Genomic DNA, 24,106 nt, shown 5'->3' with positions numbered 1-24,106 from the left:
CCACTCTATCCGGCGGGCCCGGACGTCCTGCCGCGTACTCCGAGGGCCCGGCCGCAGGTCGGCAGGCGGGGCAGGTCGGGGATGGCCGGGGACGGGGCCGGTGGCCGGCGTGTCAGTGACGCTGCGTACGATATGTCCGTGTCGAACGACGAGGGACCGAGGACCGCTGAGCACGCGGAGTGCTCCATCCTGCACATCGACATGGACGCCTTCTACGTCTCGGTGGAACTCCTCGACCATCCCCACCTGCGCGGTGTGCCCGTCGTCGTCGGTTCCCCGTCGGGGCGCTCCGTCGTCCTGTCCGCGTCCTACGAAGCGCGCCGGTTCGGGGTGCGCTCCGCCATGCCGATGGCCGTGGCGATGCGGCAATGTCCCACGGCGGTCATCCTGCCGCCCCATCACGCGCGGTACTCGGAGGTATCGGGGCAGGTCATGCAGATCTTCCGTGCGGTGACCCCAGAGGTGGAGCAGCTGAGCGTGGACGAGGCCTTTCTCGATGTCTCCGGGTCCATCCGGCGGCTCGGGGGCCCCCGCGTCATCGGCGAGCAGGTCCGGGCCGAGATCCGCTCGTCCCTCGGCATCACGGCGAGCGTGGGAGCCGCGACCACGAAGTTCGTCGCGAAGATCGCGTCGACGCGGGCAAAGCCCGATGGCCTCCTGCTGATTCCGGGGGACCAGACGGTCGCCTATCTGCACACGCTGCCCGTCTCCGCGCTCTGGGGTGTCGGGGTGAAGACCCAGGAAGTGCTCGCCCGGATCGGCATCCGGACCGTCGAGGACGTCGCTCATACTCCCGTGCCCACTCTCAAGAGGCTGCTCGGGGTGTCGGGCGAGCACGTCCATCACCTCGCCTGGGGTAGGGACCCGCGGCGGGTGGTCGTGTCGCGTCCGGAGAAGAGCATCGGCGCGGAGGAGACGTTCTCCCGCGACGTCGACGATTCGGACGTCCTGCGGCGGGAACTGCTGCGGCTCGCCCACCGCACGGCGACCCGGCTCCGGGCCTCCGGGTACCGCGCCGGGGGAGTCTCGCTGAAGCTCCGCTATGCGGACTTCTCCACGCTCACCCGGTCGAAGCGGCTCGACGAGCCGGTGGACAGTGCGAACGCCCTCTACAGTGCAGCGACAGCTCTCCTCGCAGCACTGGGGGAGCGTCCCATGTCGGTCCGGCTGATCGGCCTGCGTGCCGAGTCCCTCGAGAGCGGAGGGGACGGCTCCACGCAGCTGACCATCGACCGGCGGGACGACAACTGGAGGATCGCCGAGCGCGCGCTGGACGACGTGAACCGGAAATTCGGGGACGCGGGGGTCGTCCCTGCGGGCCTCCTGTCTCCCCGTCCGGGCGGACGGCAAACGGGCGGGTCGGCTGAGCGCCCTGCGGAGAGTCGCAGGACCGCTCCCGGGCCCGATCGGGCGAACCGCGCGGGGGTGCCATCGGCGCCGGGAGCGCCGCCGGCACAGCGGGGGGACGATGGACGGAAACCGCGTCATTGAGCCGATCGGGAGGCGAACAGCATCCGCCGGGACGGCCAATCAACCCCGCATTGTGACTTTGCACCTACCCCGTAGCAAACTAGTCTTTAATCCGGTAGCCCAACTGCCGTGGAGTACGCAAATCCGATCTCCGGAGCCCGTGGTCACCGACCCTTCCGACGGGAACCCGGGCCGCGTCCGAAACGTTGGTGGGGTGAAGGAACGTTGGTACCCATATCAAGGAGGCGGTCATGGCACTCTCGGAACACGAGCAGAGGCTGCTTGATCAGCTTGAACAGCAGTTGCATGCCGACGATCCGAAATTCGCGCACTCGATGGCCTCGGACACCCGGAAGTCGATGTCGACCCGGCGTCTCGTCATCGGATCGCTCATCACGATCGCCGGAATCCTCGTCCTTCTCGCGGGCATCGTCTACCAGAACATCTTCATCGGGGTGGTCGGCTTCCTGATCATGGGCGGCGGAGTGTATTTCGCGACCACGAAGTCCAGGCAGGTGGAGGAAGGGCAGCCGATGAGCAAGCCCTCCAAAGCTGCGTCCGGTGGCAAGACCGGATTCATGTCCAGCCTGGAGGACAAGTGGGACGAGCGGAAGCGCGACCAGACCTAGACCGGGGCGGCACCCGCCGCCCGGATTCCAGCTGACGGCCTGTGTTGCCGGAAAGCCCAGAAAGAACCCGCCACGGCGGGTTCTTTCTTTTTTGCGCAGGTTCGACGCAGCTTCACTACAGCATTACTGCGGCTTCACCGCAGGTCCGACGCAGGCTCATGGCAGCTCCGGAAGCCCTCCTGCCGCGCCCTCCACTCTCCTCCCCGGAACCGCCCCCGACGCGGCCCGCGCCGTTGCCGCCATGGCCCTGCCCACAGGGGGGAGCGACACGCGCCCCGCCGCGCCAGGCTGCGTTGACCGTGGAGAGTTGTGGAGTAAAGTGGGGAATATAAGAGCAAGGCAGCACCGGGCTGGGCCTGGCGGACTCAGAACAGGCGGTCAGGGATGTTCCTCGGAACGCACACCCCCCGCCTCGACGAGAAGGGCAGGCTCATCCTTCCCGCAAAGTTCCGGGAGGAACTGAGCGAAGGGCTGGTCCTCACGAGGGGCCAGGAACGGTGCATCTACGTGTTCAGCATGAGTGAGTTCGAAAGGGTTCACGAACAGATGCGTGCGGCACCGATCTCGTCACGCCAGGCGAGGGACTACAACCGCATCTTCCTGTCAGGAGCCTCGGACGAGGTTCCCGACAAGCAGGGGAGGATCACCATCCCGCCGGCACTCAGGAGCTATGCGGGACTGGACCGGGACCTCGCGGTCATCGGTGCAGGAAGCCGCGCAGAGATCTGGGCGGCGGAGGCGTGGGAATCGTATCTCGACGAAAAGGAGGCCGCCTTCTCCGACACGGATGAGGATGCCTTCCCGGGCATCATCTGACTCGGCACCACCAGTACGACCAGGACGACGAGCAGGACCAGCAGGGCACGGACGCAGCAACGACGACGCGGATGGGCGATGTCCCTTGGATGAGATCTCCAGCCGCCGGTGGTTGAACTCCTGGCTTCACTTCCCCGAAGCCAGGCGACGACCTCCCGGCCGGATGGGGATCTGATCTAAGAAGGCGAAGCTTCCTCCCGACAGCCTGCACACACCGAGACGATGTATGACGAGCTGTATGACGAGCTGCAGGGGAGAGAGTGCGCATGGGGGATGACCGGCCGACGGGTGAGCGTCACATCCCCGTCCTCCGCGACCGCTGTGTATCCCTCATCGCTCCAGCCGTCACCTCCGCCGAATCCGCCGGACGCCGGGCTGTGGTGGTCGATGCCACCCTCGGGATGGGCGGACACTCCGAGAGCATGCTGGAGCGTTTCCCCAAGGCCCACCTCGTAGGCATCGACCGTGACACCGAGGCCCTCGGACTCGCCGGCGAGCGGCTCGCCCCGTACGCCGACCGCACGGACCTGGTGCACGCCGTGTACGACGAGCTGCCCGATGTCCTGGCCGACCTCGGCATCGAGGGAGTCGACGGCGTCCTGTTCGACCTCGGCGTCTCGTCCCTGCAGCTGGACGAGCGGGACCGCGGGTTCGCCTACTCCTACGACGCGCCGCTCGACATGCGCATGGACACGAGTCGGGGGATCACCGCGGCCGAGGTCGTCAACACCTACGCTGCGGAGGACCTGCTCCGCATCATCCGGACCTGGGGCGAGGAGAAGTTCGCCGGGCGGATCGCGACGGCGATCGTTCAGGCCCGCCAGGCCGAACCCTTCTGGACCACCGCACAGCTGGTGGACGTCATCCGCGGGGTGGTACCCGCTGCTGCGGCACGCACCGGGGGACACCCCGCGAAGCGCACCTTCCAGGCCCTGCGCATCGAGGTCAACGAGGAGCTGACCGTCCTCGAACGCGCTGTGCCCGCTGCCATCGACTCGATCGTGACCGGCGGCCGTGTCGTCGCGATGTCCTACCACTCCCTCGAGGACCGCATCGTCAAGAGCGCCTTCTCCGCAGGGACGAAGTCCTCCGCGCCCGTCGGTTTCCCGGTGGAGCTCGAGGAACACAAGGCCTATCTCCGTTCCCTGACGCGTGGCACCGAAGCGCCGACGGCGGCGGAGATCGAGGAGAATCCCAGGGCGGCATCTGCCAAGCTGCGGGCAGTTGAACGAATCAAAGCAGGACCCGTCGACAGGAACATCAGATGAGCCAGGCACTGACCGTTGAGAAGCGACACAGCGCTGCGGCCTTCTCGGGACACGGCGCACTCGCCGTAGCCCCCGAGCGGCTCGCGGGACGCTACGCAGGAACGTCCCCGAAGCCCAGGACCCCGCTGTCCGTCGTACCCGCGCGGCCGGCCCGCCGCAAGGTGCCTTTCGCGGTCTTCAGCCTGCTCGTGCTGGCCGCCGCGCTGGCCGCGGTCCTCATGCTCAACATCTCCGTCTCGGGCACCCAGTACGAACTGGTGCAGCTCCGGAACCAGCAGGTCGCCCTGAGCCAGCAGAACGAGGCCCTGGTCCTCGAGATCGAGGGCAAGGAAGCGCCGCAGAACCTGGCGGCCGCCGCCACGAAACTCGGCATGGTCTCCTCCCCGACCTTCGGGACCATCGAGCTGGACTCGAAGAAGGTGACGGGCACCCCGGAACCTGCGACGGACAGCCCCAAGCCCGAAGTGCTGATCGCCGCTCCGAAGCTCGTCACCGAGCAGCCGGCCCCGGTGGCCGTCGAGGCACCTCCGGTCGAAACGCCCGAGGAGGCTGCGCCAGCAGGCGCGGAGAGCGACGCCGGCCTGCCCGGTGCGGACCCCGGCACCGCCGACCCGGACGTCGCAGCGGACAACTCGGCCTCGGGAACCATCCCGGGCCCCCAGCAGCTCGGCTCGGACCAGTAGCAGGCATACCCGCCGCTCTCCGCCCTGCACGTACTGATCGACAAGGATTCCTCCGTGACCCCTGCACGCACCGGCAGCCCTGACAGCCTGCGCCTGGCCCTCGGCTCGACCCGGCTCCGCGTGGGGCTGGCCTTCGTCCTCGTGCTGCTGCTGGTCCTCGGGGTGCGCCTGTTCCAGCTGCAGGCGCTCGACCTGAACGGGATGGCGCAGGCGGGCCTGTCCAAACGGCTCACCAGCACGGCCGTGCAGCCGATCCGCGGGTCCATCGTCGACAGGAACGGCAAGTACTTCGCCCGGAGCGTGGAGCGCTACGACATCGTCGTGGACCAGCGCCTGAGCGCCGTCGAGGAATTCGACCGCAGCGTCCCCGATGGAGACGAGCGCGAGACGGACATCCCGATCGACCAGGGCTTCGCCGAGCTCTCGGCCGTCCTCGGCATCGACGCCGAGACCCTCAAGGGCTCCATCATGGGAGACAAGAGCTTCAACTACGTCGCGAAGTCCGTGACCCCCGAGGTCAAGGACCGCGCCCTGGCCGTCGGCATCCCCGGTGTCTACGCCGACAAGACCAGTGTGCGCACCTACCCGGCGGGCCCGGTCGCAGGGTCCGTCATCGGCTATGTCGGCGCGGACGGTGCCCCCCGGTCCGGGCTCGAGGTCTCCCTCGACGACCAGCTCACGGGAGAGGCCGGCAGCCGCACCTTCGAGATCGGCGGCGACGGCATCCGCATCCCCTACGCGACCAACGAGGACGTGCCGGCCGTGGACGGCGAGAGCGTGCGTCTCACGATCGACCAGGACCTCCAGTGGTTCGCGCAGCAGACGATCGCCTCCCAGGTGAAGGACTACAACGCCGAATGGGGCAACATCGTCGTCGTCGAGACGGGGACCGGCGCCATCCGCGCGATGGCCGAGTCGACGACGCTCGACCCGAACGATCCCGAGGCGACACCGGCCGACAAGCGCAGCCCGAACTCGGTGAGTGCCTCCTTCGAGCCCGGCTCGACGACGAAGGTCATCACGATGGCGGCAGCGCTCGAGGAGGGACTCATCGAGCCGACGTCGAGGTTCGTCCTCGAGAACCGCTACACGGTGGGCGACCAGACGTTCAAGGACGCGTGGGAGCACGGGACGGAGAAGCGGACGGCCGCCGGCGTCCTGGCGAAGTCGATGAACACCGGAACCGTGCAGATCGGCCAGAAGCTGACCAAGCAGGAGCGCTACGACTGGCTCAAGAAGTTCGGCATCGGTGAGCCGCTCGGCACGGGACTCGGCGAGGAGAACCAGGGCCTGCTGACCATACCCGACAGCTGGGACGACCGCCAGCAGTACACGGTCCTCTTCGGGCAGGGCCTCACGCAGACCGCCCTGCACACCGCCATGGTCTACCAGACGATCGCGAACGACGGTGTGCGCCTGCAGCCCCGCCTGATCGATGCCTACATCGACCCGGACGGCACCGAGCACAAGGTTCCCGAGGCGGAGGGCACCAGGGTCGTGTCCGAGGAGACCGCTGCCGAGACGCGGAAGATGCTCGAGACGGTCACCGAGGAGGGCTCCGGCAAGTCCGGCGAGCTCGACCAGTACCGGGTGGGGTCGAAGACCGGCACGGCCGAGGCCCCCGGCGCCACCGGCGGGTACGACGGTTACACTCTGTCCTATGCCGGGATCGCGCCGATCGAGGATCCCCAGTACGTCGTGGTGGTCACGCTCCAGCGCCCCCAGGGTGACCTGTACTACCTGATTCCCGGCCTGTCCTTCCAGAAGGTCATGAAGCAGGTCCTCAACTCGAACAACGTTCCGGCCTCGACGACCAAGCCGGACATCTACCCGGTCGAATACTGACCCGGAGGCCACAGCACCGTGCAACCGAACACCTCCCAGGGGGCCCCCGCTTCCCTGATGCGGCCGCGTGCCCCCCACCCGGTCGAGCTCTCGGCGGCCCTCGCCGCCGCCGGCGTGCCCGCCGGTCCGGCGTTCCAGACCGGGCTTCCCACCGTCACCGGCATCACCCTCGACTCGCGGTCGGTCCTACCCGGCGACGTCTATGCAGCCCTGCCCGGCGCGACCCGGCATGGTGCCGAGTTCGCGGTGCAGGCCGTCCGGGCAGGCGCAGTCGCGATCCTGACGGACGAGCCGGGCGCGCGCCTCGTGGCCGAGGCGGTGCGCGGGGCGGACGGCCTGCGGATGCCGCCGGTCGTCGTCGTCCCCGATCCCCGGCGTGCCGTGGGACCGCTCGCCCGCGAGATCTTCTCCGGTCCCCAGGGCGACCGGGCGGGTGCTCCTCCGGCCCTGTTCGGCATCACCGGAACGAACGGGAAGACCACCTCCACCTATTTCCTCAATGCACTCCTCGAGGCGCTCGGCAGGTCCACCGGACTCATCGGTACCATCGAGATCCGCGCCGGTGCCGACGCCATTCCCAGTGCCCTCACCACGCCGGAATCGCCGCAGGTGCACTCCCTCCTCGCACTGATGCGGGAACGGGGGCTCGACGCGGCATCCATGGAGGTCTCCTCGCACGCACTGGAGTTCGGCCGCGTCGACGGAGTGCGCTTCGACGTCGCCGGCTTCACCAACCTCACGCAGGACCACCTCGACCTGCACGGCACCATGGAGGACTACTTCGCCGTCAAGGCAACACTCTTCACGGCGGAGCGCTGCCGGCGGGCCGTGGTGCTGGTCGACGACGTCTGGGGCCGCAGGCTCGCCGAGGCGGCCGACGTGCCCGTCCTGACGGTGCGGATCGGCGAGGACGGGGGAGGTCCGGCAGCGGACTGGACGGTGACCGGCGTCGGACCGAGCGGCCTCGGCCACGCGTTCGTCCTGGCGGGGCGCGCGGGGGAACACCTCCGCGTCCGCACCGGCCTGCCCGGGACGTTCAACATCTCCAACGCAGCCCTCGCGACGGTCATGGTCCTCGCATCGGGCGTCCCGGTGGAGGACGTCCAGCGCGCGCTGGATGCGCATGATCCCTTCACCACGGAAGTGCCCGGACGTATGCAGCTCGTCGGCGAGGACCCCGCCGCGATCGTCGACTTCGCGCACAACCCCGACGCCCTCGAGCGGACCCTCGCCTCGGTCCGCCGGCCGGGCGGCCGGGTCATCGCCGTGTTCGGGGCCACCGGCCAGCGTGACGAGACGAAGCGCCCCGTCATGGGTGCCGTGGGCGCGCGCCTCTCGGACATCCTGATCGTGACGGACGACGACCCGCACGACGAGGACGACGCCGTCATCCGGGCCGCCGTCCGGTCGGGCGCGGATGCAGCAGTCCGGGAGGAAGGGCTCGACTGCGAGGTGCTGGAGGTCTTCCCGCGGGCCGATGCCATCGACCGTGCCGTCGCCCTCGCGACGCCCTCGGACACCATCATCATCGCCGGGCGCGGGCACGAGGTGTGGCAGGAAGTGAAGGGCGTGAACCTGTCCCTCGACGACCGCGTCGAATTGCGGTCCGCGTTGACAAGGCACGGATTCTCTGTGCTTTCCACCTCCGGGATAGAGTCCTGAACCGTCATGATTGAATTCAGCGCAGCCGAGATCGCGGCACTCACGGGCGGTGTCCTGGTGGGAGCCGGATCCACCTCCATCACCGTCACCTCCGCAGCTACCGACTCGCGGGAGTGTGTGCCCGGGTCCCTGTTCGTCGCCAAGCCCGGCGAGGAGTCCGACGGGCACCTCTTCCTGGGAGCGGCCTTCGAACGCGGCGCCGTCCTGGCGCTGGCCGAGCGCGAGGTCTCCCGGCCCGACGGGACGCCGTTCGCCGCCGTCGTCGTGCCCGACGCCGTCCTCGCGATGGGCGAGCTGGCCGCCGAGACGGTCCGCCGGCTCCGCGGGAACGGAGAGGTGACCGTCATCGGCATCACCGGCTCGGCGGGGAAGACCACCACCAAGGACCTCCTCGCCGGCATCCTGGCGGCGGAGGGGCCCACGGTCGCGCCGCGCGGCTCCTACAACGGCGAGGTCGGGGTCCCCCTGACCGTCTTCGAAGCAGGGTGGGACACGCGGTACCTCGTCATCGAGATGGGCGCGACCAAGCCGGGGCACATCGCGTACCTCGCCTCGCTCGTCCAGCCCGACATCGGCGTCGTGCTCGGCGTCGGATCGGCGCATGCGGGCGAGTTCGGTGGGGTCGAGAACATCGCCCGGGCCAAGGGCGAACTCTTCGAGGCCCTCGCACCGGCCGGCACGGCCGTCATCAACGCGGACGACGAGCGCGTCCTCGCGATGCGGGGGCGTACCCGCGCGCGGACCGCGTTCTTCACGTCCTCCGAGGACTTCCGAGCGGACGCGGACGTCGTCCGGGCGCACAACAGCACCACGACCGCCGACGGCAACCCCTCCTTCCTGCTGGTCTTTCCCGACGGCAGCGAGCACGACGTCGTCTCGCCGCTCCTCGGCCTGCACCACACGGGGAACCTGCTCGCGGCGGCGACCGTCGCCTACGAGCTCGGCTGCGCCCCGGAGCGCATCGCGGCGAGCCTCCGGGTGCAGACCGCGGCGAGCCGCTGGCGCATGGAGCGCACCGAGCGCCCCGATGGCGTGACCGTGATCAACGACGCCTACAACGCCAATCCCGAGTCGATGCGTGCAGCGCTCCGGACGCTCGCCGAGCTCGGCCGCGGACGCCGCAGGACCTGGGCGGTGCTCGGCGAGATGCTCGAGCTCGGGGACCGCTCCATCGAGGAGCACGACCTCCTGGGCCGCGTGGTGGTGCGCCTGAACATCTCGAAGCTCATCTGTGTGGGGCCCAACACCCGGGCGCTGTTCAACGGCGCCGTGCTCGAGGGTTCCTGGGGGAGCGAGGCGGTCCACGTCGACGACGTCGAGGCCGCCGAGCGGCTCCTTGCCGCCGAGCTGGAGCCGGGTGACATCGTCCTGCTCAAGTCCTCGAACGGCGCAGGACTGCGCTTCCTCGGGGATCGTGTGGCCCGGGACCTCCCGGCCCCGCCGGCGCCGGCCGGCAGCCAGGGTGACGCCCCGGACGGCCCGCCGGGGGACACCCCGGACAAGGAGCCCGCCGCCCAGAACGCACCCATCGAAGCCGGCAGTGGACCTGACGCTTCCGGAAAGGCCCAGCAGCCGTGATCGCACTCCTCATAGCCTCGGCCTCGGCACTCTTCTTCGCCCTCGTCGGCACCCCCCTCTTCATCCGGTTCCTCGTGACCAAGGGGTACGGCCAGTTCATCCGCGACGACGGTCCGACAGCCCACCACACCAAGCGCGGCACTCCCACCATGGGTGGGGCGGTGATCGTCGGATCGGTGCTGCTGGCCTACTTCCTGACGCACCTGCTCATGATGGCGACAGGCTCGACGGTGGGAGGCCCCAGCGCGTCGGGAGTGCTGCTGCTGTTCCTGACCGCAGGCATGGGACTGGTGGGCTTCGCCGACGACTTCATCAAGATCTCCAAGCAGCGCAGCCTCGGCCTGAGCGCACCGGCCAAGATCATCGGCCAGACCGCCGTCGGTGTGACCTTCGGCGTCCTGGCCCTGAAGTTCCCCGACGACAACGGACGCACCCCGGCCTCGACCGCGATCTCGTTCATCCGTGACACGCCGATCGACCTGGCCTTCGCCGGGACCCTGGTCGGGGCGATCCTCTTCGTCGTGTGGTCCAACCTGATCATCACGGGGGCGAGCAACGGCGTGAACCTCACCGACGGCCTGGACGGGCTGGCGGCCGGCGCATCGGTCCTCGTCTTCGGCGCCTACCTCCTGATCGGTATCTGGCAGAGCAACCAGAACTGCGGTGCGCCCGGCGCGGGAAGCGTCTGCTACGAAGTGCGGGACCCGCTGGACCTCGCGCTCATCGCCGGCGCCATGTGCGGAGCGCTCATCGGTTTCCTCTGGTGGAACACCTCACCGGCGAAGATCTTCATGGGTGACACCGGCTCGCTGGCCATCGGCGGCGCGATCGCCGGGTTCGCGATCCTGTCCCGCACCGAGCTCCTCCTGGTGATCCTGGCCGGACTGTTCGTGATGATCACGCTGTCCGTGATCATCCAGGTGGGCTACTTCAAACTGTCGGGCGGCAAGCGCGTCTTCAAGATGGCACCCCTGCAGCACCACTTCGAACTCAAGGGCTGGCAGGAGGTCACGGTGGTCGTACGGTTCTGGATCCTCGCCGGGCTGTTCGTGGCCAGCGCACTCGGAATCTTCTACGCGGAATGGGTCGTCGGATGAGGCAAGCGGACGGCACCGCCGGTGCCCCTCCCTGGGAGACGCCGCGCGTCAGGGACCTGACCACCTGGGATGCGGACTGGGCGGGCCTGCGGGTCGTCGTCGCCGGCATCGGAGCGTCGGGCTTCTCCGCAGCCGACACGCTGATCGAGCTCGGCGCCGTCGTCGTCGTGGTGGACGGCGGTGCGACCGAGGAGAACGAGGCGAAGGCCGACACCCTGCGCATCGTGGGAGCGCACGCCGTGTTGCTCGGCCCGGACTCTGCCGCCTCCCTGCCGCTCGTCGACGGCGAGCGGGCCGACCTCGTGGTGACCTCTCCCGGCTGGCGGCCCACCCAGCCGCTCCTCGCCGAGGCAGCAGCCGCCGGCGTGCCCATCTGGGGCGACGTCGAGCTCGCGTGGCGCGTGCGCATCCGTGAGGGCCGCCCCACCGCCGAATGGCTGACCATCACCGGGACCAACGGGAAGACGACCACCGTCGGCCTGACGGAATCCATGCTCCTCGCCGCCGGGAAACGGGCGGTCGCGGCAGGCAATGTCGGCACACCGATCCTCGACGTCATCCGCGACCCCCAGGGCTACGAGTTCCTCGCCGTCGAGCTGTCCAGCTTCCAGCTGCACTGGGCCCACTCCATCTCACCGCTCGCGAGCGTCTGCCTCAACATCGCCGAGGACCACGTGGACTGGCACGGCAGCTACGAGGCCTACCTCGCCGCGAAGGCCTCGGTCTACGAGCGGACGAGGATCGCCTGCATCTACAACGTCGAGCAGCGCGAGACGGAGGAGATGGTCGAGGAGGCCGACGTCGTCGAGGGCTGCCGCGCCGTCGGCTTCACGACCGGCATGCCCTCCATCAGCATGATGGGCGTCGTCGAGGACCTGCTGGTGGACCGCGCCTTCATCGAACAGCGCAAGGATTCGGCCGCGGAGCTCGCCTCCATCAGCGAGCTCGGGGAGGTCGTCCCGCGGCACCTGGTGGCCAACGCCCTGGCCGCTGCGGCCCTCGTCCGCGCTGCGGGCATACCGGCGTCGGCAGTGCGCGACGGCATCCGGGCCTTCCAGCCGGGGGACCACCGCATCCAGGTGGTCGCGAACGAGGGGGGAGTGCTCTGGATCAACGATTCGAAGGCCACCAATCCCCATGCGGCCTCCGCGTCCCTGGCCTCGTTCTCCTCCGTGGTCTGGATCGCCGGCGGGCTGTCCAAGGGCGTCTCGTACGACGACCTCGTGAAGACCCATGCACGGCGTCTCCGGGCCGTCGTGCTCCTCGGCGAGGACCCTGAACCGCTCCTGGGCGCCCTCTCCCGACACGCACCGGATGTTCCGGTCTCCCTCCACCCGAGCCTTCACACTGGACAAGGGGACGGCGGCGGATCGTCCGATCCGGTGACCAGCGATTCCCTGATGCAGTGGGTCGTCGCCGAAGCCGGGCGTCTCGCCCGGGACGGCGACACGGTCCTGATGGCTCCGGCCGCTGCCTCTATGGACCAGTTCTCCTCCTACGCGCACCGGGGGGCCGCCTTCATGGCGGCCGTCGGTGCGCGTGGCGGACAGGGGACAACCGCGAAGGAGTCGTAATGGTGGCCACCCCAACCAGGCCCGGAGGACGCAAGCCCTCCGTCCGGCCGGTCCGGACCAAGGAGGCGGGCAGGACCGCCAGCCCCGGCAACGCCATTCCGGCGGGCAGCACGACCGCCGGGAGTGCCGCCGCCAGGGCGCGGACCATCAAGCCCGGGGGGCCGGCGACGGCGGAGCACCCCACCCACTCCGAGCGGACAGACGGGGGCGTCCGCGCGCTGGTACGGCGCGGCTGGGTCTTCCTCGAGGGCTCCGACCGGGCCCCTTCCGGGTCGAGCTACTACCTGATTCTCGGCTCGGCCCTCGCGCTGACCGCCATCGGGCTGATGATGGTCCTCTCGGCCTCGTCCGTCGAGGCCATCTCCGAGGGCAAGCACACCTTCGACCTCTTCCTCAAGCAGGCCATCTGGGCCGGGGCGGGCCTCGTCCTGATGCTCGTGCTGTCCAGGCTCGGCCCCCGCGCCTACAAGGCACTCGCCTGGCCCAGCCTCGGCATCGCCATCGTGCTGCTGATCCTGGTGCTCCTGATCGGCGTGGAGATCAACGGCAACAAGAACTGGATCCGCATCGGCTCCCAGACCTTCCAGCCGTCCGAACCGACGAAGCTCGCACTGGCACTCTGGTTCGCCGCGGTGCTCGAGCGGAAGAAGGGGCTCATCCGGGACTGGAAACACGCCATGATCCCGGCGCTGCCCCTCGGCGGCCTGCCGATCGGCCTCGTCCTCATCGGCGGGGACCTCGGAACCGGACTCGTCCTCATGATGATCGCCGGGGCGGCGCTGTTCTTCGCGGGCGCGCCCCTCAAGCTGTTCTCCCTCGCCGGGGCCGTCGCGCTGGCGGGCTCCCTCCTGATGGTGGCGACGAGCTCCAACCGCGGCGGGCGCATCAGCGCGTGGCTGGGCCTGAACTGCGACGACGGTGCGGACCTCTGCCTGCAGTCGAACAACGGCCTGTTCGCCATGGCCTCCGGCGGCTGGTTCGGCGTGGGGATCGGACAGAGCCGGCAGAAGTGGAACTGGATCCCGGAAGCGCACAACGACTTCATCTTCGCGATCATCGGCGAGGAGTTCGGGCTGATCGGCACCCTCGTCGTCGTGCTCCTGTTCGGCATCCTCGCCGTGGCCACCATCCGGGTCGCTCTGCGCTACACCGATCCCTTCGTGCGGATCCTCATGGGATCCGTCCTCGTCTGGATCATCGGCCAGGCCTTCGTCAACATCGGCATGGTCACGGGCCTGCTGCCCGTCATCGGCGTACCGCTGCCGTTCATCTCCTACGGCGGCTCCGCGCTGACGTTCACACTCGCCGCCGTCGGCGTCCTGCTGTCCTTCGCGCGGAAGACACCGCACGCGCCCGCCCCTCCCACCTCCGGAAGAAGCCACGTCCTTTCATGACATCCCGCCCTGAACGCACGGTTGAACCCACGGTCGAACGCACGGATGAACGCACGGATGAACGCACGGTGTCGGTCGTCCTCGCGGGTGGCGGGACAGCCGGGCATGTCAGCCCCCTGCTCGCCATCGCCGGAGCGATCCTCAAGCAGCGTCCCGGAACACGCATCACCGCCGTCGGGACCGAGGCAGGCATGGAGACCCGCCTGGTCCCGGCCGCCGGCTTCGAGCTGCGGACGATCGACCGCGTGCCCCTGCCGCGGCGACCGTCGACGGACCTGGTCAAGCTCCCGGCCCGCCTCGTGCGCGCCGTGCGGCAGGCGCGCACGATCCTGTCCGACGCCGCGGCGGACGTCGTCGTCGGCGTGGGCGGCTATGTCTCCACCCCGGTCTACCTCGCGGCGTGGACGCGACGCGTGCCCGTCGTGATCCACGAGGCGAACGCACGTCCCGGCATCGCCAACAGGGTGGGGGCCAGGATCGCGGCACGCGTCGCCGTCGCGTTCGAGGGGACGGGACTCGCCGATGCGGTCCTGGTCGGCATGCCGATGCGCAGGAGCATCGCGGATCTCGACCGCGCGGCGGCCCGGACAGGAGCCCGCGCCTCCCTCGGGCTCGATCCCGACCGCCCGACGCTGATCGTGACCGGCGGATCCTCGGGAGCGGTGAGCCTCAACCGGTCCGTGGCGGCGGCGGTCCCCGAACTGACCGCCGCCGGGGTGCAGGTCCTGCACATCACCGGTCGCGGCAAGCAGGTCCCCGGGAACGACGGCGCCCCGCTCGGCACGCCCGGCTACCATCAAATCGAGTACGTCGACGGCATGGAGCGGGTCTACGCCGCCGCCGACCTGCTCATCGCCCGTGCCGGTGCCGCCACCGTGAGCGAGATCAGCGCTGTGGGCCTGCCCGCCGTGCTCGTCCCCCTGCCGCACGGCAACGGAGAGCAACGGCTCAACGCCGCGGGACTCGTGGAGTCCGGTGGGGCCGTCCTCGTGGACGACGCTGCGTTCACCCCCGCATGGATCCGGGAGAACGTGCTGACCCTCGTCACCGACCCCGTGCGGCTCGGCGGGATGTCGGCGGCCTCCCATGCGCAGGGCGTCCGCGACGCGGACCGGCGGATGGCCGATCTGGTCCTCGCCGCGGCGGGGGCCGGGCGATGAACGCCGGGCACGAGGCGGCAGGGCCGGCGGTTCCGGCCCTCCGGAACCAGGCAACGACGACGGCCCGGAGATCGGGCGGAACGGAAGGCAGCGGTATCGCAACGAGCAGCACCGCGCCGGCACGCGAAGCCGGACTGCAGGAACCCGTGCACTTCATCGGACTCGGCGGCGCAGGGATGTCGGCTGTCGCGCGGGTCCTCCTCGGCCAGGGCCTGCGGGTGTCGGGGTCGGACGCCGCCGAGTCCCGGAGCCTCCGCGCGCTGGCGGCACTCGGCGCGGACGTGACCGTGGGCCACTCCGCCGATGCCGTCCCCGAGGCAGGGACGGTCGTGATCTCCTCCGCGATCCGCGACGCGAACCCGGAACTCCTGGAGGCCCGCCGCCGTGGACTCCCCGTCCTGCACCGCTCACAGGCACTCGCAGCCGCCATGACCGGGCGGCAGGCCATCGCCGTCGCGGGCACGCACGGGAAGACGACGACGACGGCCATGATCACCGTGCTGCTCCGCAGCGCCGGGCTCCGCCCGTCCTTCGCCATCGGCGGGGACGTCGCCGCCCTCGGCGTCAACGCCGAGTGGACCGGCGGGGACGTGTTCGTGGCCGAGGCCGACGAGTCGGACGGGTCCTTCCTGAACTACACGCCGGGGATCGCCGTCGTCACCAACGTCGAAGCGGACCACCTCGACCACTACGGCACCGCCGACGCCGTCCACTCGGCCTTCCGGGAGTTCGCACGGCGCCTTCCCGAGGACGGGCTCCTCGTCGCCTGCGCCGACGACGCCGGGGCTGCAGCACTCGCCGCGGGCGTCCCCGCGGCACGCCGCGTCCGGACGTACGGCTACGCCGCGACGGCGGACATCCGGATCAGCGGGACCAGGGCTGCCGGCAGCGCCACCGACAGCCTGCTCTCCTTCCTCGTCGACGGCCTCGATGCCCAGCAGGAGCTCCGGCTCCGCGTCCCGGGGCGCCACAACATCCTCAATGCCGCCGCGGCGTTCGCCGTCGCGCTGGAACTCGGCGTCGATCCTGCTGTCGCTGCGGCAGGGCTGTCCTCCTTCACCGGCGCAGCGCGCCGCTTCGAGGTGAGGGGGGAGGGCGACGGCGTCCGGGTCTTCGACGACTACGCGCACCACCCGACGGAAGTACAGGCGGCCCTGACCGCGGCCAGGACGGTGGCGGGGGAGCACCGGGTGCACGTCCTCTTCCAGCCGCACCTCTTCTCGCGGACCCGGGAATTCGCGGCAGGCTTCGCCGACGCACTGGCCCTCGCCGACACCGCGACCGTGCTCCCGGTCTATGCGGCGCGTGAGGACCCCGTCGACGACGTCGGAGGCTGGACGATCACGCAGCTCATGCCCGGAGCAGGCGCCGCGTACAGCGAGGACCCTGCCGAGGCCCTGCGCACGGTGACGGGCCACGCGCGGTCCGGCGACATCATCCTCACCATCGGCGCGGGGGACGTCACGCAGTACGGGAACCAGCTCGTCGGCCTGCTGAGGGAGCGCGCCACCGCCCCCGGACCATCGGTGGCCGGGGAGTGACGCCGAGGAAGCCTCCCGTCACGCGTGCCGCGGACCGGGGGAGCGGGAAGGTCTCGCTGCTCGACCGGGCGGACGGCCCGCTGCCGCGGGGCACGATCCTCGACTTCCCGGCTCCGCGGCGGACCCACCGGGTGCGCAACGCGGTGCTCGCGATCACCGCGGTGCTGCTGTGCCTGGGCGGCGTCGTCGCGTACGTGGTCTTTTCGCCGGCACTCGCCCTGCGGACCGTCGTGGTGGAGGGCAACTCGCTGGTTCCCACGGCCGAGGTCGATTCGGCGCTCGCTCCGCTGATGGGGACGTCGCTGACGCGGATCTCGCCGGACCAGGTGCGCGACCTGCTGGCGGACAAGGCGCCCATCGAGGACGTCGAGATCGCGGCCGAGCCGCCGTCGACGCTCGTGGTCATGATCCAGGAGCGCGTGCCGGTCGCGGTGCTGCAGAGCGGACGCGGGTTCGTGCTCATCGACTCCGAGGGGCGCCAGCTGTCGAGTGTCGTAGGGCGCGAGGAGGTCAAGCTGCCGCTGATCGACGGCGGGACCGACGCGGTCAACTCCGAGGTCTTCTCCTCGATCACCGCGGTCCTGGCCGAGCTGCCCGTTCCCGTCCTGTCCCGGCTCAAGAGCGCATCGGCCAGGAGCGTCGACTCGATCCAGCTGTCGCTGTCCGGGGACCAGAGGATCTTCTGGGGGAGCGCCGAGCGCAGCGCCGAGAAGGCGAAGGTACTCGAGGCGCTGCTGGCGATGCGCGCCACGGACCCGCCGGTGAAGGAGTTCGACGTGAGCACTCCCGACCGTCCGGTGACGCGATGAGGCCGGATCGAAGCAGGCCGAGGCCATCCGAAGCCGGGCGGAAGTCTAGCCTTAAGGAGGCGCGCGGCAAGCGACATGCCGACACGCGGCGTTCGGTCATTGCAACGCGGATCGCTTGCACCTAGCGTCAAACATAGAAGTTACTTGACATAACATTAACTCTCAACCTGAACGTTAACGTTTTTCGGGTAAAGGTTGAAGCCGGATCACCGGCAGCCCCCGTACAGCACACAGATTCGAACAAGGGACACAGGACGTGGCAGCACCTCAGAATTACTTGGCCGTCATCAAGGTCGTCGGCATCGGCGGCGGCGGCGTGAACGCCGTCAACCGCATGATCGAGGTGGGACTCCGCGGCGTCGAGTTCATTGCCATCAACACCGATGCACAGGCGCTCCTCATGAGTGACGCCGACGTGAAGCTCGACGTCGGACGCGAACTCACGCGCGGCCTCGGCGCCGGCGCCGACCCGGAGGTGGGCCGCCGCGCCGCGGAGGACCACTCCGAGGAGATCGAGGAAGTCCTGCGCGGGGCGGACATGGTCTTCGTCACGGCAGGAGAGGGCGGCGGTACCGGTACCGGCGGCGCTCCCGTCGTCGCCCGCATCGCGCGATCCCTCGGCGCCCTCACCATCGGCGTGGTCACGCGCCCGTTCACCTTCGAGGGACGGCGCCGCTCCAACCAGGCCGAGAGCGGCATCGACACCCTCCGCGAGGAGGTCGACACTCTCATCGTGATCCCGAACGACCGGCTGCTGTCCATCAGCGACCGCAACGTCTCGATGCTCGACGCCTTCCGCTCGGCGGACCAGGTGCTGCTCTCCGGCGTGCAGGGCATCACCGACCTCATCACCACGCCGGGCCTGATCAACCTCGACTTCGCCGACGTGAAGTCCGTCATGCAGGGCGCCGGCTCGGCGCTCATGGGTATCGGCTCGGCGCGCGGTGAGGACCGCGCCGTCAAGGCCGCGGAGCTCGCCATCGCGTCGCCGCTGCTCGAAGCATCCATCGACGGCGCCCACGGTGTCCTGCTCTCGATCCAGGGTGGCTCCGACCTCGGCCTCTTCGAGATCAACGAGGCCGCACGCCTCGTCCAGGAAGTCGCGCACCCGGAGGCGAACATCATCTTCGGTGCGGTCATCGACGACGCGCTTGGCGACGAAGCGCGCGTCACCGTCATCGCGGCCGGGTTCGACCAGGTCGACGCCACCTCGCAGCCGGTCGCGGCCGCTGCTCCCGCCTCGAGGCCGGCCGTCGCGCCGAGCGTCGGCGGGGACCAGCACCGCATGGCCGGGGCAGCCACCGCCGGCCTCGGCGCCTGGTCGCAGCAGCGTGCGCAGAACATCCAGGCCGTGCCCGCGGACTCGGGCTTCGACGTGGACCTTCCCGCCATCGTGGAGCCCGACCTGTCCGCCGGGCGTTCGGACGACCTCGACGTGCCCGACTTCCTCAAGTAGTCCGGCCGTTCATGCAGGCAGCCGCAGGTCCCGGACGCGCGTCCCCGTTCCACTGGAACGAGGAGGTGCGTCCGGGACTCCGGGTGGCTTTCACCTCCACCGGTGCAGGCAACCTCGCCCTCCATGTGGGGAGCGACCCGGACGGCGTCCGCGGCAACCGGCGCCGCCTCGAGGATGACATGGGGATCGCCGCGGGATCGCTGCGCTTCATGAGCCAGACCCACTCCGACAGGGTCGCCGTTCTGGACGGGACGGCGGGTGCGCCCGACGCGGACGGCATGATCTCCCCGCACGGGACCGAGCCGCTGGCGGTGCTCGTCGCCGACTGCGTGCCGATCGTCCTCGCGGACGTATCGCTCGCCGAGGGCGGCACCGGCGCCACGGCCGTGGTACATGCCGGCCGTGCCGGCGTCGGCAACGGGATCATCGAGGGTGCCGTCCGCTCCCTGCGGGGCCTGGGCGCGAGGGACCTGTCCGCCTGGATCGGCCCGTCCGTCTGCGGTGCCTGCTACGAGGTCCCCGAGGACATGATGCGCGCCATGGCACGCACCCTTCCGGAGGCCGCAGCCAGGACGAGGACCGGGACGCCGGCGCTCGACCTGCCCGCAGCGGTCCGGCGACAGCTCGAGCAGTCCTCCGTCCGGGTCGAACCGGTGCGGGGGGAGTCCTGCACCCTGGAGAACCCCGCCCTGTACTCCCATCGCCGCGAACCGGGGGCCGGCCGCATCGCCGGCCTGGTGTGGCGGGCGTGACCGAGGACGGACGCGTGCAGCACCACGGCACCCGGGCACGGGACCTCGAGGCCCGGCTCGGTGCGGTGCGGAAGCGGATCGCGACGGCGGCAGAGGCTGCGGGGCGGAGCGCACCGGAGCTCATCGTGGTGACCAAGTACTTCCCGTCCTCCGACCTGCGCATCCTCGCCGACCTCGGGGTCCGGGACGTCGGGGAGAACCGCGACCAGGAAGCCGCCGCCAAGGCGGCCGAGCTGGAGGACCTCGCACTGGCGTGGCACTTCATCGGTCAGCTGCAGACCAACAAGGCGAAGTCGGTCGTCCGTTACGCGCACAGCGTGCACTCGGTGGATCGCGCCGCGCTGGTGGCGGCGCTGGGCAAAGCCGTCGCGGCCGAGCAGGAACGGCGGACAGCCGCCGGGCTCGGAGCGCGGGACGACCTCGAGTGCTTCCTCCAGTTCACGCTCGATGCCGAGGCCACCTCGGGCGGCCGGGGAGGAGCCCTTCCCCGCGAGGCCGGTGCACTCGCCGAGGCCGTCACGGCGACCGCGGGCCTGCGCCTCGCAGGCGTAATGGCCGTGGCGCCGCTCGGCACGCCGCCCGCGGCTGCGTTCGAGCGGCTGCTGCGCATCGCCGACTCGGTGAGGGCCGTCGACCCGTCCGCCACGGCCGTTTCGGCGGGTATGAGCGGGGACCTCGAGGAGGCCGTCGCGGCCGGGGCGACACACCTGCGGATTGGTTCTGATGTCCTCGGTCCGCGTCCGGCCGTGGGGTAGCGTCGAGGCTGTAACGGCGGCACGACGGGTAGCCGGGTGCGGCATGCGGCACGCACCGGAGTCCACGATCCACTCTCTCTCAGAACAGGAGTCACCATGGCTGGCGCACTGCGCAAGACAATGATCTACCTTGGGCTCGCCGACGGTGACGAGCACTACGAGCCCGAAGCGAAAAGCGCGCACAGCAGGAACGAGGACTATTCAGTGGATTACGACCGCGACGAACGCCATCTCGAGCCGGCTCCTGCCGCCCGGGTAGCCCCCGCCGAGGAATACCGTGCCCCCGTCACGCCGATCAAGCGCGCGCCGTCGTCCCGCGAGGACTCCGCCGCCCTGCGCCAGATCACCACGATCCACCCCCGCTCCTACAACGACGCCAAGCTTATCGGCGAGAGCTTCCGCGACGGGATCCCGGTCATCATGAATGTCACCGACATGGGGGAGGCCGACGCGAAGCGTCTGGTGGACTTCTCCGCAGGGCTCGTGTTCGGGCTCCACGGCAGCATCGAGCGGGTCACCAATAAGGTGTTCCTGCTGTCGCCGTCGTATATTGAAGTACTCGGCGAGGACCTGAAGGCCAGCGAAGCGCAGACCAGCTTCTTCAACCAGAGCTGAGCCCAGCGGCCGTCACGGTCGCGTCCGACCCATCAAGGCCCGAAGGACTGGAACCGCTCTGTGAGTTTGGTATTTGCCCTGATCTACCTGGTACTGATGCTGTTCCAGCTCGCCCTGATCCTGCGGATCATCTACGACGCCGTCCAGGGGTTCGCGCGTGACTGGCGCCCGCAGAAGCTGGCCCTCGTGCTTGCCTCGGGCGTCTACTCGGTCACTGATCCGCCGGTCAAGGGCCTTCGCCGGCTCATCCCGCCGCTGCGCATGGGCGGCGTACAGCTCGACCTCGCATTCCTGGTGCTCTTCATCCTGGTGCTGATCCTGATGTCCGTGTCGGCGGGCCTCGCAGCCTAGCGTCCCCGTCCGTTTCATGATGAAGTTCCAGAAGATATACGCTGAATTCCAGTTCGACGTGAGTCCAGCGGTTCATGTCCACAGTCCGGTACCGCAGCTCGGCCCCGCCAGCAGGCGAGCCGGCTCCTATCAGTATGAGGTGACCATATGGCTCTGACGCCAGAAGACGTTGTCAACAAGAGATTCCAGCCGACGAAGTTCCGCGAGGGCTACGACCAGGACGAGGTGGACGACTTCCTCGACGAGATCGTCGTCGAGCTCCGCCGCCTGAACGCCGAGAACGAGGAACTGCGCAAGGCCGCGGGAGGCTCCTCGGACGTCTCGCCGACGACCGCTGTACCGTCGCCGGTCGCCGCCAGCACGAAGACCGACGAGGTCCCCGCGGAGGACAATGTGCCGGCGGTCGCCGCCGACGTCGAAGAGCCTACGCCCGCTCCCGCCGCACCCGCCGCGTCGACCACCACCGCCGAGTCCGCTGCCGGTGTCCTCGCCATGGCCCAGCGCCTGCACGACGAGTACGTCACCGCCGGTCTCGAGCAGCGCGACAAGATCATCGCCGAAGCCCAGCTCGAGGCCAATGGCCTGGTCAACGACGCCCAGGACAAGAGCCGCACGATCCTCGGCGAGCTGGAGGACCAGAAGTCCGTGCTCGAGAGCACTGTCGAGCAGCTGCGCGGGTTCGAGCGCGACTACCGCGCCCGCCTCAAGGCCTACATCGAAGGCCAGCTGCGCGATCTGGACGCCCGCGGGTCCCTCGCGACCGACGCGGCGGCTTCCTAGCAGGACGTCCCGCCCGGTTCCGGCCGGGCAGCAGGAGAAGGGCCGGTTGCCGGGGCGCACACCCCGGGGACCGGCCCTTCCGCCGTTTCGGCCGCTGCCGCGGCACACCACCCAGCACCTACACCTTGGACAGATCGTGAACGAGCACCAGCCCGCCGAACCCGCTCCCGAGCCGCAGACCGGATCGTCCGCGGTCCCGGACGCCCAGCCCCCGCACGCCCGGTTCCTCCACGCCCAGTCCCCGGACTCCGCGCCGAGTCCAGGGTTCCCGGGCGCAGCCGGCCAGGGGTCCGCCTCCCCGGAACCTGCGGGTCCGGAACCTGCGAGCCCTGGCCCGGCGGGCGCTGCGACGGCCGCCGGCGCGGCCCCGGGGCGGAGCCATGCCCGCCGGGTCCCGGCCCGGTACGGCGTCGTCATGCTCCTCTGCACGCTCACCGCCTACGTGATCGATCAGCTCACCAAGACCTGGGTGGTGTCCACGATGAGCGAAGGCCAGATCATCCCCGTGCTCCCGCCCCTGCTCAACTGGCGCTTCATCCGGAATCCGGGAGCGGCCTTCTCGATCGGGACGGACTACACCTGGGTCTTCACGATCATCATGGTGGTCGTGGCCGTCGCCATCGCGCTGCAGGTGCGGAACATCGCCTCCTGGGGCTGGTCGGTGGCGCTCGGCCTGGTCCTCGGCGGGGCGCTCGGCAACCTCACGGACCGGCTGCTGAGGGAACCCTCGTTCGGCCAGGGCCACGTCGTGGACTTCATCGCGCTGCCGAACTTCGCCATCTTCAACATCGCGGACTCCGCCGTCGTGAGCGGGGTGGTGCTCATCTGCATCCTGACCCTGCGCGGCATCGGCATGGACGGCCGGCGCAGCTCGGACACGCAGGCGGCCGGACGGGCCGACGCGCCGGAGGGCAGGACCGGGGAGCGTGATGGCGATGGCCGCTGAGCACCAGGAGGTCGTCGTCCCCGAGTCCGACGGCGGCAGCCGCGCCGATGCGGCCCTCGCACGCCTGCTCGGCGTCTCCCGCTCGGCGGTCGCCCAGTGGTGCGCCGACGGCAGGGTGCTGCGCGGTGGGACCCGCCTGGCGAAGTCGGACCGCGTCCACGCCGGCGACCGCCTCGACGTGGACCTGCCGGACCCCGAGGACAAGCACCGCGTGATCCCGGAAGCCGTCGACGGCATGGGCATCCTGCTCGACGACGAGGACTTCGTCGTCGTCGACAAGCCGGTCGGCGTCGCCGCGCACCCGTCCCCGGGCTGGGTGGGACCCACCGTCGTCGGTGCCCTCGCCGCCGCGGGCTACCGGATCTCGACGTCGGGTGCGCCCGAGCGCGTCGGCATCGTGCACCGGCTCGACGTGGGTACCTCGGGCGCGATGGTGGTCGCCAAGACCGAGCCCGCCTACACCGCGCTGAAGCGTGCCTTCAAGGAGCGGACGGTCGAGAAGGTGTACCACGCCGTCGTGCAGGGCCTGCCCGAGCCGCTCACGGGGACCATCGACGCTCCCATCGGACGCCATCCCCACCACGAGTGGCGCTTCGCCGTGATGGAGGGAGGCCGGGACTCGGTGACCCACTACGAGGTGCTCGAGGCGTTCGGCCGGGCGAGCCTCGTGGAGGTGCACCTCGAGACCGGCCGCACCCACCAGATCCGCGTGCACTTCTCCGCGCTCCGGCACCCCTGCGCCGGCGACCTCACCTACGGCGCGGACCCGCGCCTGGCAGCCGAACTGGGCCTCACGCGGCAGTGGCTGCACGCCCACCGGCTCGGTTTCGCCCACCCCCGGACAGGCGAGCCGGTCTCGGTCACGAGCCCCTATCCCGTGGACCTGGCCTACGCCCTGACCGCGCTGTCCAGGGGCCTCGTGTGA

At 70.0% G+C, this 24,106-nt stretch carries 21 protein-coding genes and 1 pseudogene; all 22 read left to right on the top strand.

What is annotated here, in order from left to right:
• The first annotated feature begins 132 nt into the window (after positions 1-132).
• Positions 133-1,491: a DNA polymerase IV gene (gene dinB / locus ACX80J_RS10350; protein ID WP_459347695.1), complete on the top strand. Its 1,359-nt coding sequence runs from the start codon at positions 133-135 to the stop codon at positions 1,489-1,491.
• 230 nt (positions 1,492-1,721) lie between these two features.
• The gene (locus ACX80J_RS10345) at positions 1,722-2,099 is read left to right on the top strand and encodes a DUF3040 domain-containing protein (protein ID WP_459347694.1); all 378 of its coding nucleotides are present in this window, start codon (positions 1,722-1,724) and stop codon (positions 2,097-2,099) included.
• Between the two features lie 384 nt (positions 2,100-2,483).
• Complete coding sequence (mraZ, locus tag ACX80J_RS10340) at positions 2,484-2,915, top strand: division/cell wall cluster transcriptional repressor MraZ (protein WP_301228487.1); 432 nt, start codon at positions 2,484-2,486, stop codon at positions 2,913-2,915.
• A gap of 266 nt (positions 2,916-3,181) precedes the next feature.
• A complete protein-coding gene (gene rsmH / locus ACX80J_RS10335) occupies positions 3,182-4,183 on the top strand; it encodes a 16S rRNA (cytosine(1402)-N(4))-methyltransferase RsmH (RefSeq protein WP_459347693.1) in 1,002 nt (333 codons plus the stop codon).
• Positions 4,180-4,866, top strand: a complete 687-nt coding sequence (locus ACX80J_RS10330) for a hypothetical protein (protein ID WP_459347692.1) — start codon at positions 4,180-4,182, stop codon at positions 4,864-4,866. Before rsmH ends, ACX80J_RS10330 begins: the two co-directional genes overlap by 4 nt.
• Before the next feature lie 54 nt (positions 4,867-4,920).
• Positions 4,921-6,711, top strand: coding sequence for a peptidoglycan D,D-transpeptidase FtsI family protein (locus ACX80J_RS10325; protein WP_459347691.1), 1,791 nt, complete (start codon positions 4,921-4,923; stop codon positions 6,709-6,711).
• A gap of 57 nt (positions 6,712-6,768) precedes the next feature.
• The gene (locus tag ACX80J_RS10320; RefSeq protein ID WP_459347690.1) at positions 6,769-8,373 is read left to right on the top strand and encodes a UDP-N-acetylmuramoyl-L-alanyl-D-glutamate--2,6-diaminopimelate ligase; all 1,605 of its coding nucleotides are present in this window, start codon (positions 6,769-6,771) and stop codon (positions 8,371-8,373) included.
• A gap of 6 nt (positions 8,374-8,379) precedes the next feature.
• Positions 8,380-9,951, top strand: a complete 1,572-nt coding sequence (locus ACX80J_RS10315) for a UDP-N-acetylmuramoyl-tripeptide--D-alanyl-D-alanine ligase (RefSeq protein WP_459347689.1) — start codon at positions 8,380-8,382, stop codon at positions 9,949-9,951.
• The gene (gene mraY, locus ACX80J_RS10310) at positions 9,948-11,048 is read left to right on the top strand and encodes a phospho-N-acetylmuramoyl-pentapeptide-transferase (RefSeq protein ID WP_459347688.1); all 1,101 of its coding nucleotides are present in this window, start codon (positions 9,948-9,950) and stop codon (positions 11,046-11,048) included. The genes ACX80J_RS10315 and mraY overlap by 4 nt, the downstream gene beginning before the upstream one ends.
• On the top strand, positions 11,045-12,622 hold the full coding sequence (gene murD, locus ACX80J_RS10305; protein ID WP_459347687.1) for a UDP-N-acetylmuramoyl-L-alanine--D-glutamate ligase: 1,578 nt from the start codon (positions 11,045-11,047) through the stop codon (positions 12,620-12,622). Before mraY ends, murD begins: the two co-directional genes overlap by 4 nt.
• Positions 12,622-14,016, top strand: coding sequence for a putative lipid II flippase FtsW (gene ftsW / locus ACX80J_RS10300; protein ID WP_459347686.1), 1,395 nt, complete (start codon positions 12,622-12,624; stop codon positions 14,014-14,016). The genes murD and ftsW overlap by 1 nt, the downstream gene beginning before the upstream one ends.
• A complete protein-coding gene (murG, locus tag ACX80J_RS10295) occupies positions 14,013-15,176 on the top strand; it encodes an undecaprenyldiphospho-muramoylpentapeptide beta-N-acetylglucosaminyltransferase (RefSeq protein WP_459347685.1) in 1,164 nt (387 codons plus the stop codon). Before ftsW ends, murG begins: the two co-directional genes overlap by 4 nt.
• Before the next feature lie 176 nt (positions 15,177-15,352).
• Positions 15,353-16,717, top strand: a complete 1,365-nt coding sequence (gene murC / locus ACX80J_RS10290) for a UDP-N-acetylmuramate--L-alanine ligase (RefSeq protein ID WP_459347737.1) — start codon at positions 15,353-15,355, stop codon at positions 16,715-16,717.
• A complete protein-coding gene (locus ACX80J_RS10285; protein ID WP_459347684.1) occupies positions 16,714-17,526 on the top strand; it encodes a cell division protein FtsQ/DivIB in 813 nt (270 codons plus the stop codon). The genes murC and ACX80J_RS10285 overlap by 4 nt, the downstream gene beginning before the upstream one ends.
• Before the next feature lie 256 nt (positions 17,527-17,782).
• Positions 17,783-18,982, top strand: a complete 1,200-nt coding sequence (gene ftsZ, locus ACX80J_RS10280; RefSeq protein WP_459344721.1) for a cell division protein FtsZ — start codon at positions 17,783-17,785, stop codon at positions 18,980-18,982.
• 11 nt (positions 18,983-18,993) lie between these two features.
• Positions 18,994-19,734 (top strand): polyphenol oxidase family protein, encoded by a 741-nt coding sequence (locus tag ACX80J_RS10275; protein WP_459344720.1) that lies wholly within the window; start codon positions 18,994-18,996, stop codon positions 19,732-19,734.
• Positions 19,722-20,489 carry a YggS family pyridoxal phosphate-dependent enzyme gene (locus ACX80J_RS10270; protein WP_459344719.1) on the top strand — a complete coding sequence of 256 codons (768 nt, stop codon included), beginning with the start codon at positions 19,722-19,724 and terminating at the stop codon, positions 20,487-20,489. The genes ACX80J_RS10275 and ACX80J_RS10270 overlap by 13 nt, the downstream gene beginning before the upstream one ends.
• 96 nt (positions 20,490-20,585) lie before the next feature.
• On the top strand, positions 20,586-21,104 hold the full coding sequence (locus ACX80J_RS10265) for a cell division protein SepF (protein WP_301228464.1): 519 nt from the start codon (positions 20,586-20,588) through the stop codon (positions 21,102-21,104).
• A 60-nt stretch (positions 21,105-21,164) separates the two neighbouring features.
• Positions 21,165-21,455 carry a YggT family protein gene (locus ACX80J_RS10260; RefSeq protein WP_087073684.1) on the top strand — a complete coding sequence of 97 codons (291 nt, stop codon included), beginning with the start codon at positions 21,165-21,167 and terminating at the stop codon, positions 21,453-21,455.
• Positions 21,456-21,602: 147 nt separating this feature from the next.
• Positions 21,603-22,235 carry a DivIVA domain-containing protein gene (locus ACX80J_RS10255; protein ID WP_459347683.1) on the top strand — a complete coding sequence of 211 codons (633 nt, stop codon included), beginning with the start codon at positions 21,603-21,605 and terminating at the stop codon, positions 22,233-22,235.
• 436 nt (positions 22,236-22,671) lie between these two features.
• Positions 22,672-23,181: pseudogene (lspA, locus tag ACX80J_RS10250) on the top strand (signal peptidase II); the annotation flags it as partial.
• Complete coding sequence (locus ACX80J_RS10245; protein ID WP_459347682.1) at positions 23,165-24,106, top strand: RluA family pseudouridine synthase; 942 nt, start codon at positions 23,165-23,167, stop codon at positions 24,104-24,106. The pseudogene lspA and the gene ACX80J_RS10245, both read left to right, overlap by 17 nt.

This window comes from Arthrobacter rhamnosi (genome assembly GCF_054510975.1).
Note: the sequence above shows the minus strand (reverse complement) of the source record. Positions and strands in the feature narration are given on the sequence as shown.

Excerpts from the sequence above, each read along its gene's own strand:
- dinB (WP_459347695.1), top strand. The coding sequence starts at position 133 with ATGTCCGTGTCGAACGACGAGGGACCGAGGACCGCTGAGCACGCGGAG.
- ACX80J_RS10345 (WP_459347694.1), top strand. The coding sequence starts at position 1,722 with ATGGCACTCTCGGAACACGAGCAGAGGCTGCTTGATCAGCTTGAACAG.
- mraZ (WP_301228487.1), top strand. The coding sequence starts at position 2,484 with ATGTTCCTCGGAACGCACACCCCCCGCCTCGACGAGAAGGGCAGGCTC.
- rsmH (WP_459347693.1), top strand. The coding sequence starts at position 3,182 with ATGGGGGATGACCGGCCGACGGGTGAGCGTCACATCCCCGTCCTCCGC.
- ACX80J_RS10330 (WP_459347692.1), top strand. The coding sequence starts at position 4,180 with ATGAGCCAGGCACTGACCGTTGAGAAGCGACACAGCGCTGCGGCCTTC.
- ACX80J_RS10320 (WP_459347690.1), top strand. The coding sequence starts at position 6,769 with ATGCGGCCGCGTGCCCCCCACCCGGTCGAGCTCTCGGCGGCCCTCGCC.
- ACX80J_RS10315 (WP_459347689.1), top strand. The coding sequence starts at position 8,380 with ATGATTGAATTCAGCGCAGCCGAGATCGCGGCACTCACGGGCGGTGTC.
- murD (WP_459347687.1), top strand. The coding sequence starts at position 11,045 with ATGAGGCAAGCGGACGGCACCGCCGGTGCCCCTCCCTGGGAGACGCCG.
- ftsW (WP_459347686.1), top strand. The coding sequence starts at position 12,622 with ATGGTGGCCACCCCAACCAGGCCCGGAGGACGCAAGCCCTCCGTCCGG.
- murG (WP_459347685.1), top strand. The coding sequence starts at position 14,013 with ATGACATCCCGCCCTGAACGCACGGTTGAACCCACGGTCGAACGCACG.
- murC (WP_459347737.1), top strand. The coding sequence starts at position 15,353 with ATGTCGGCTGTCGCGCGGGTCCTCCTCGGCCAGGGCCTGCGGGTGTCG.
- ACX80J_RS10275 (WP_459344720.1), top strand. The coding sequence starts at position 18,994 with ATGCAGGCAGCCGCAGGTCCCGGACGCGCGTCCCCGTTCCACTGGAAC.
- ACX80J_RS10265 (WP_301228464.1), top strand. The coding sequence starts at position 20,586 with ATGGCTGGCGCACTGCGCAAGACAATGATCTACCTTGGGCTCGCCGAC.
- ACX80J_RS10255 (WP_459347683.1), top strand. The coding sequence starts at position 21,603 with ATGGCTCTGACGCCAGAAGACGTTGTCAACAAGAGATTCCAGCCGACG.
- ACX80J_RS10245 (WP_459347682.1), top strand. The coding sequence starts at position 23,165 with ATGGCGATGGCCGCTGAGCACCAGGAGGTCGTCGTCCCCGAGTCCGAC.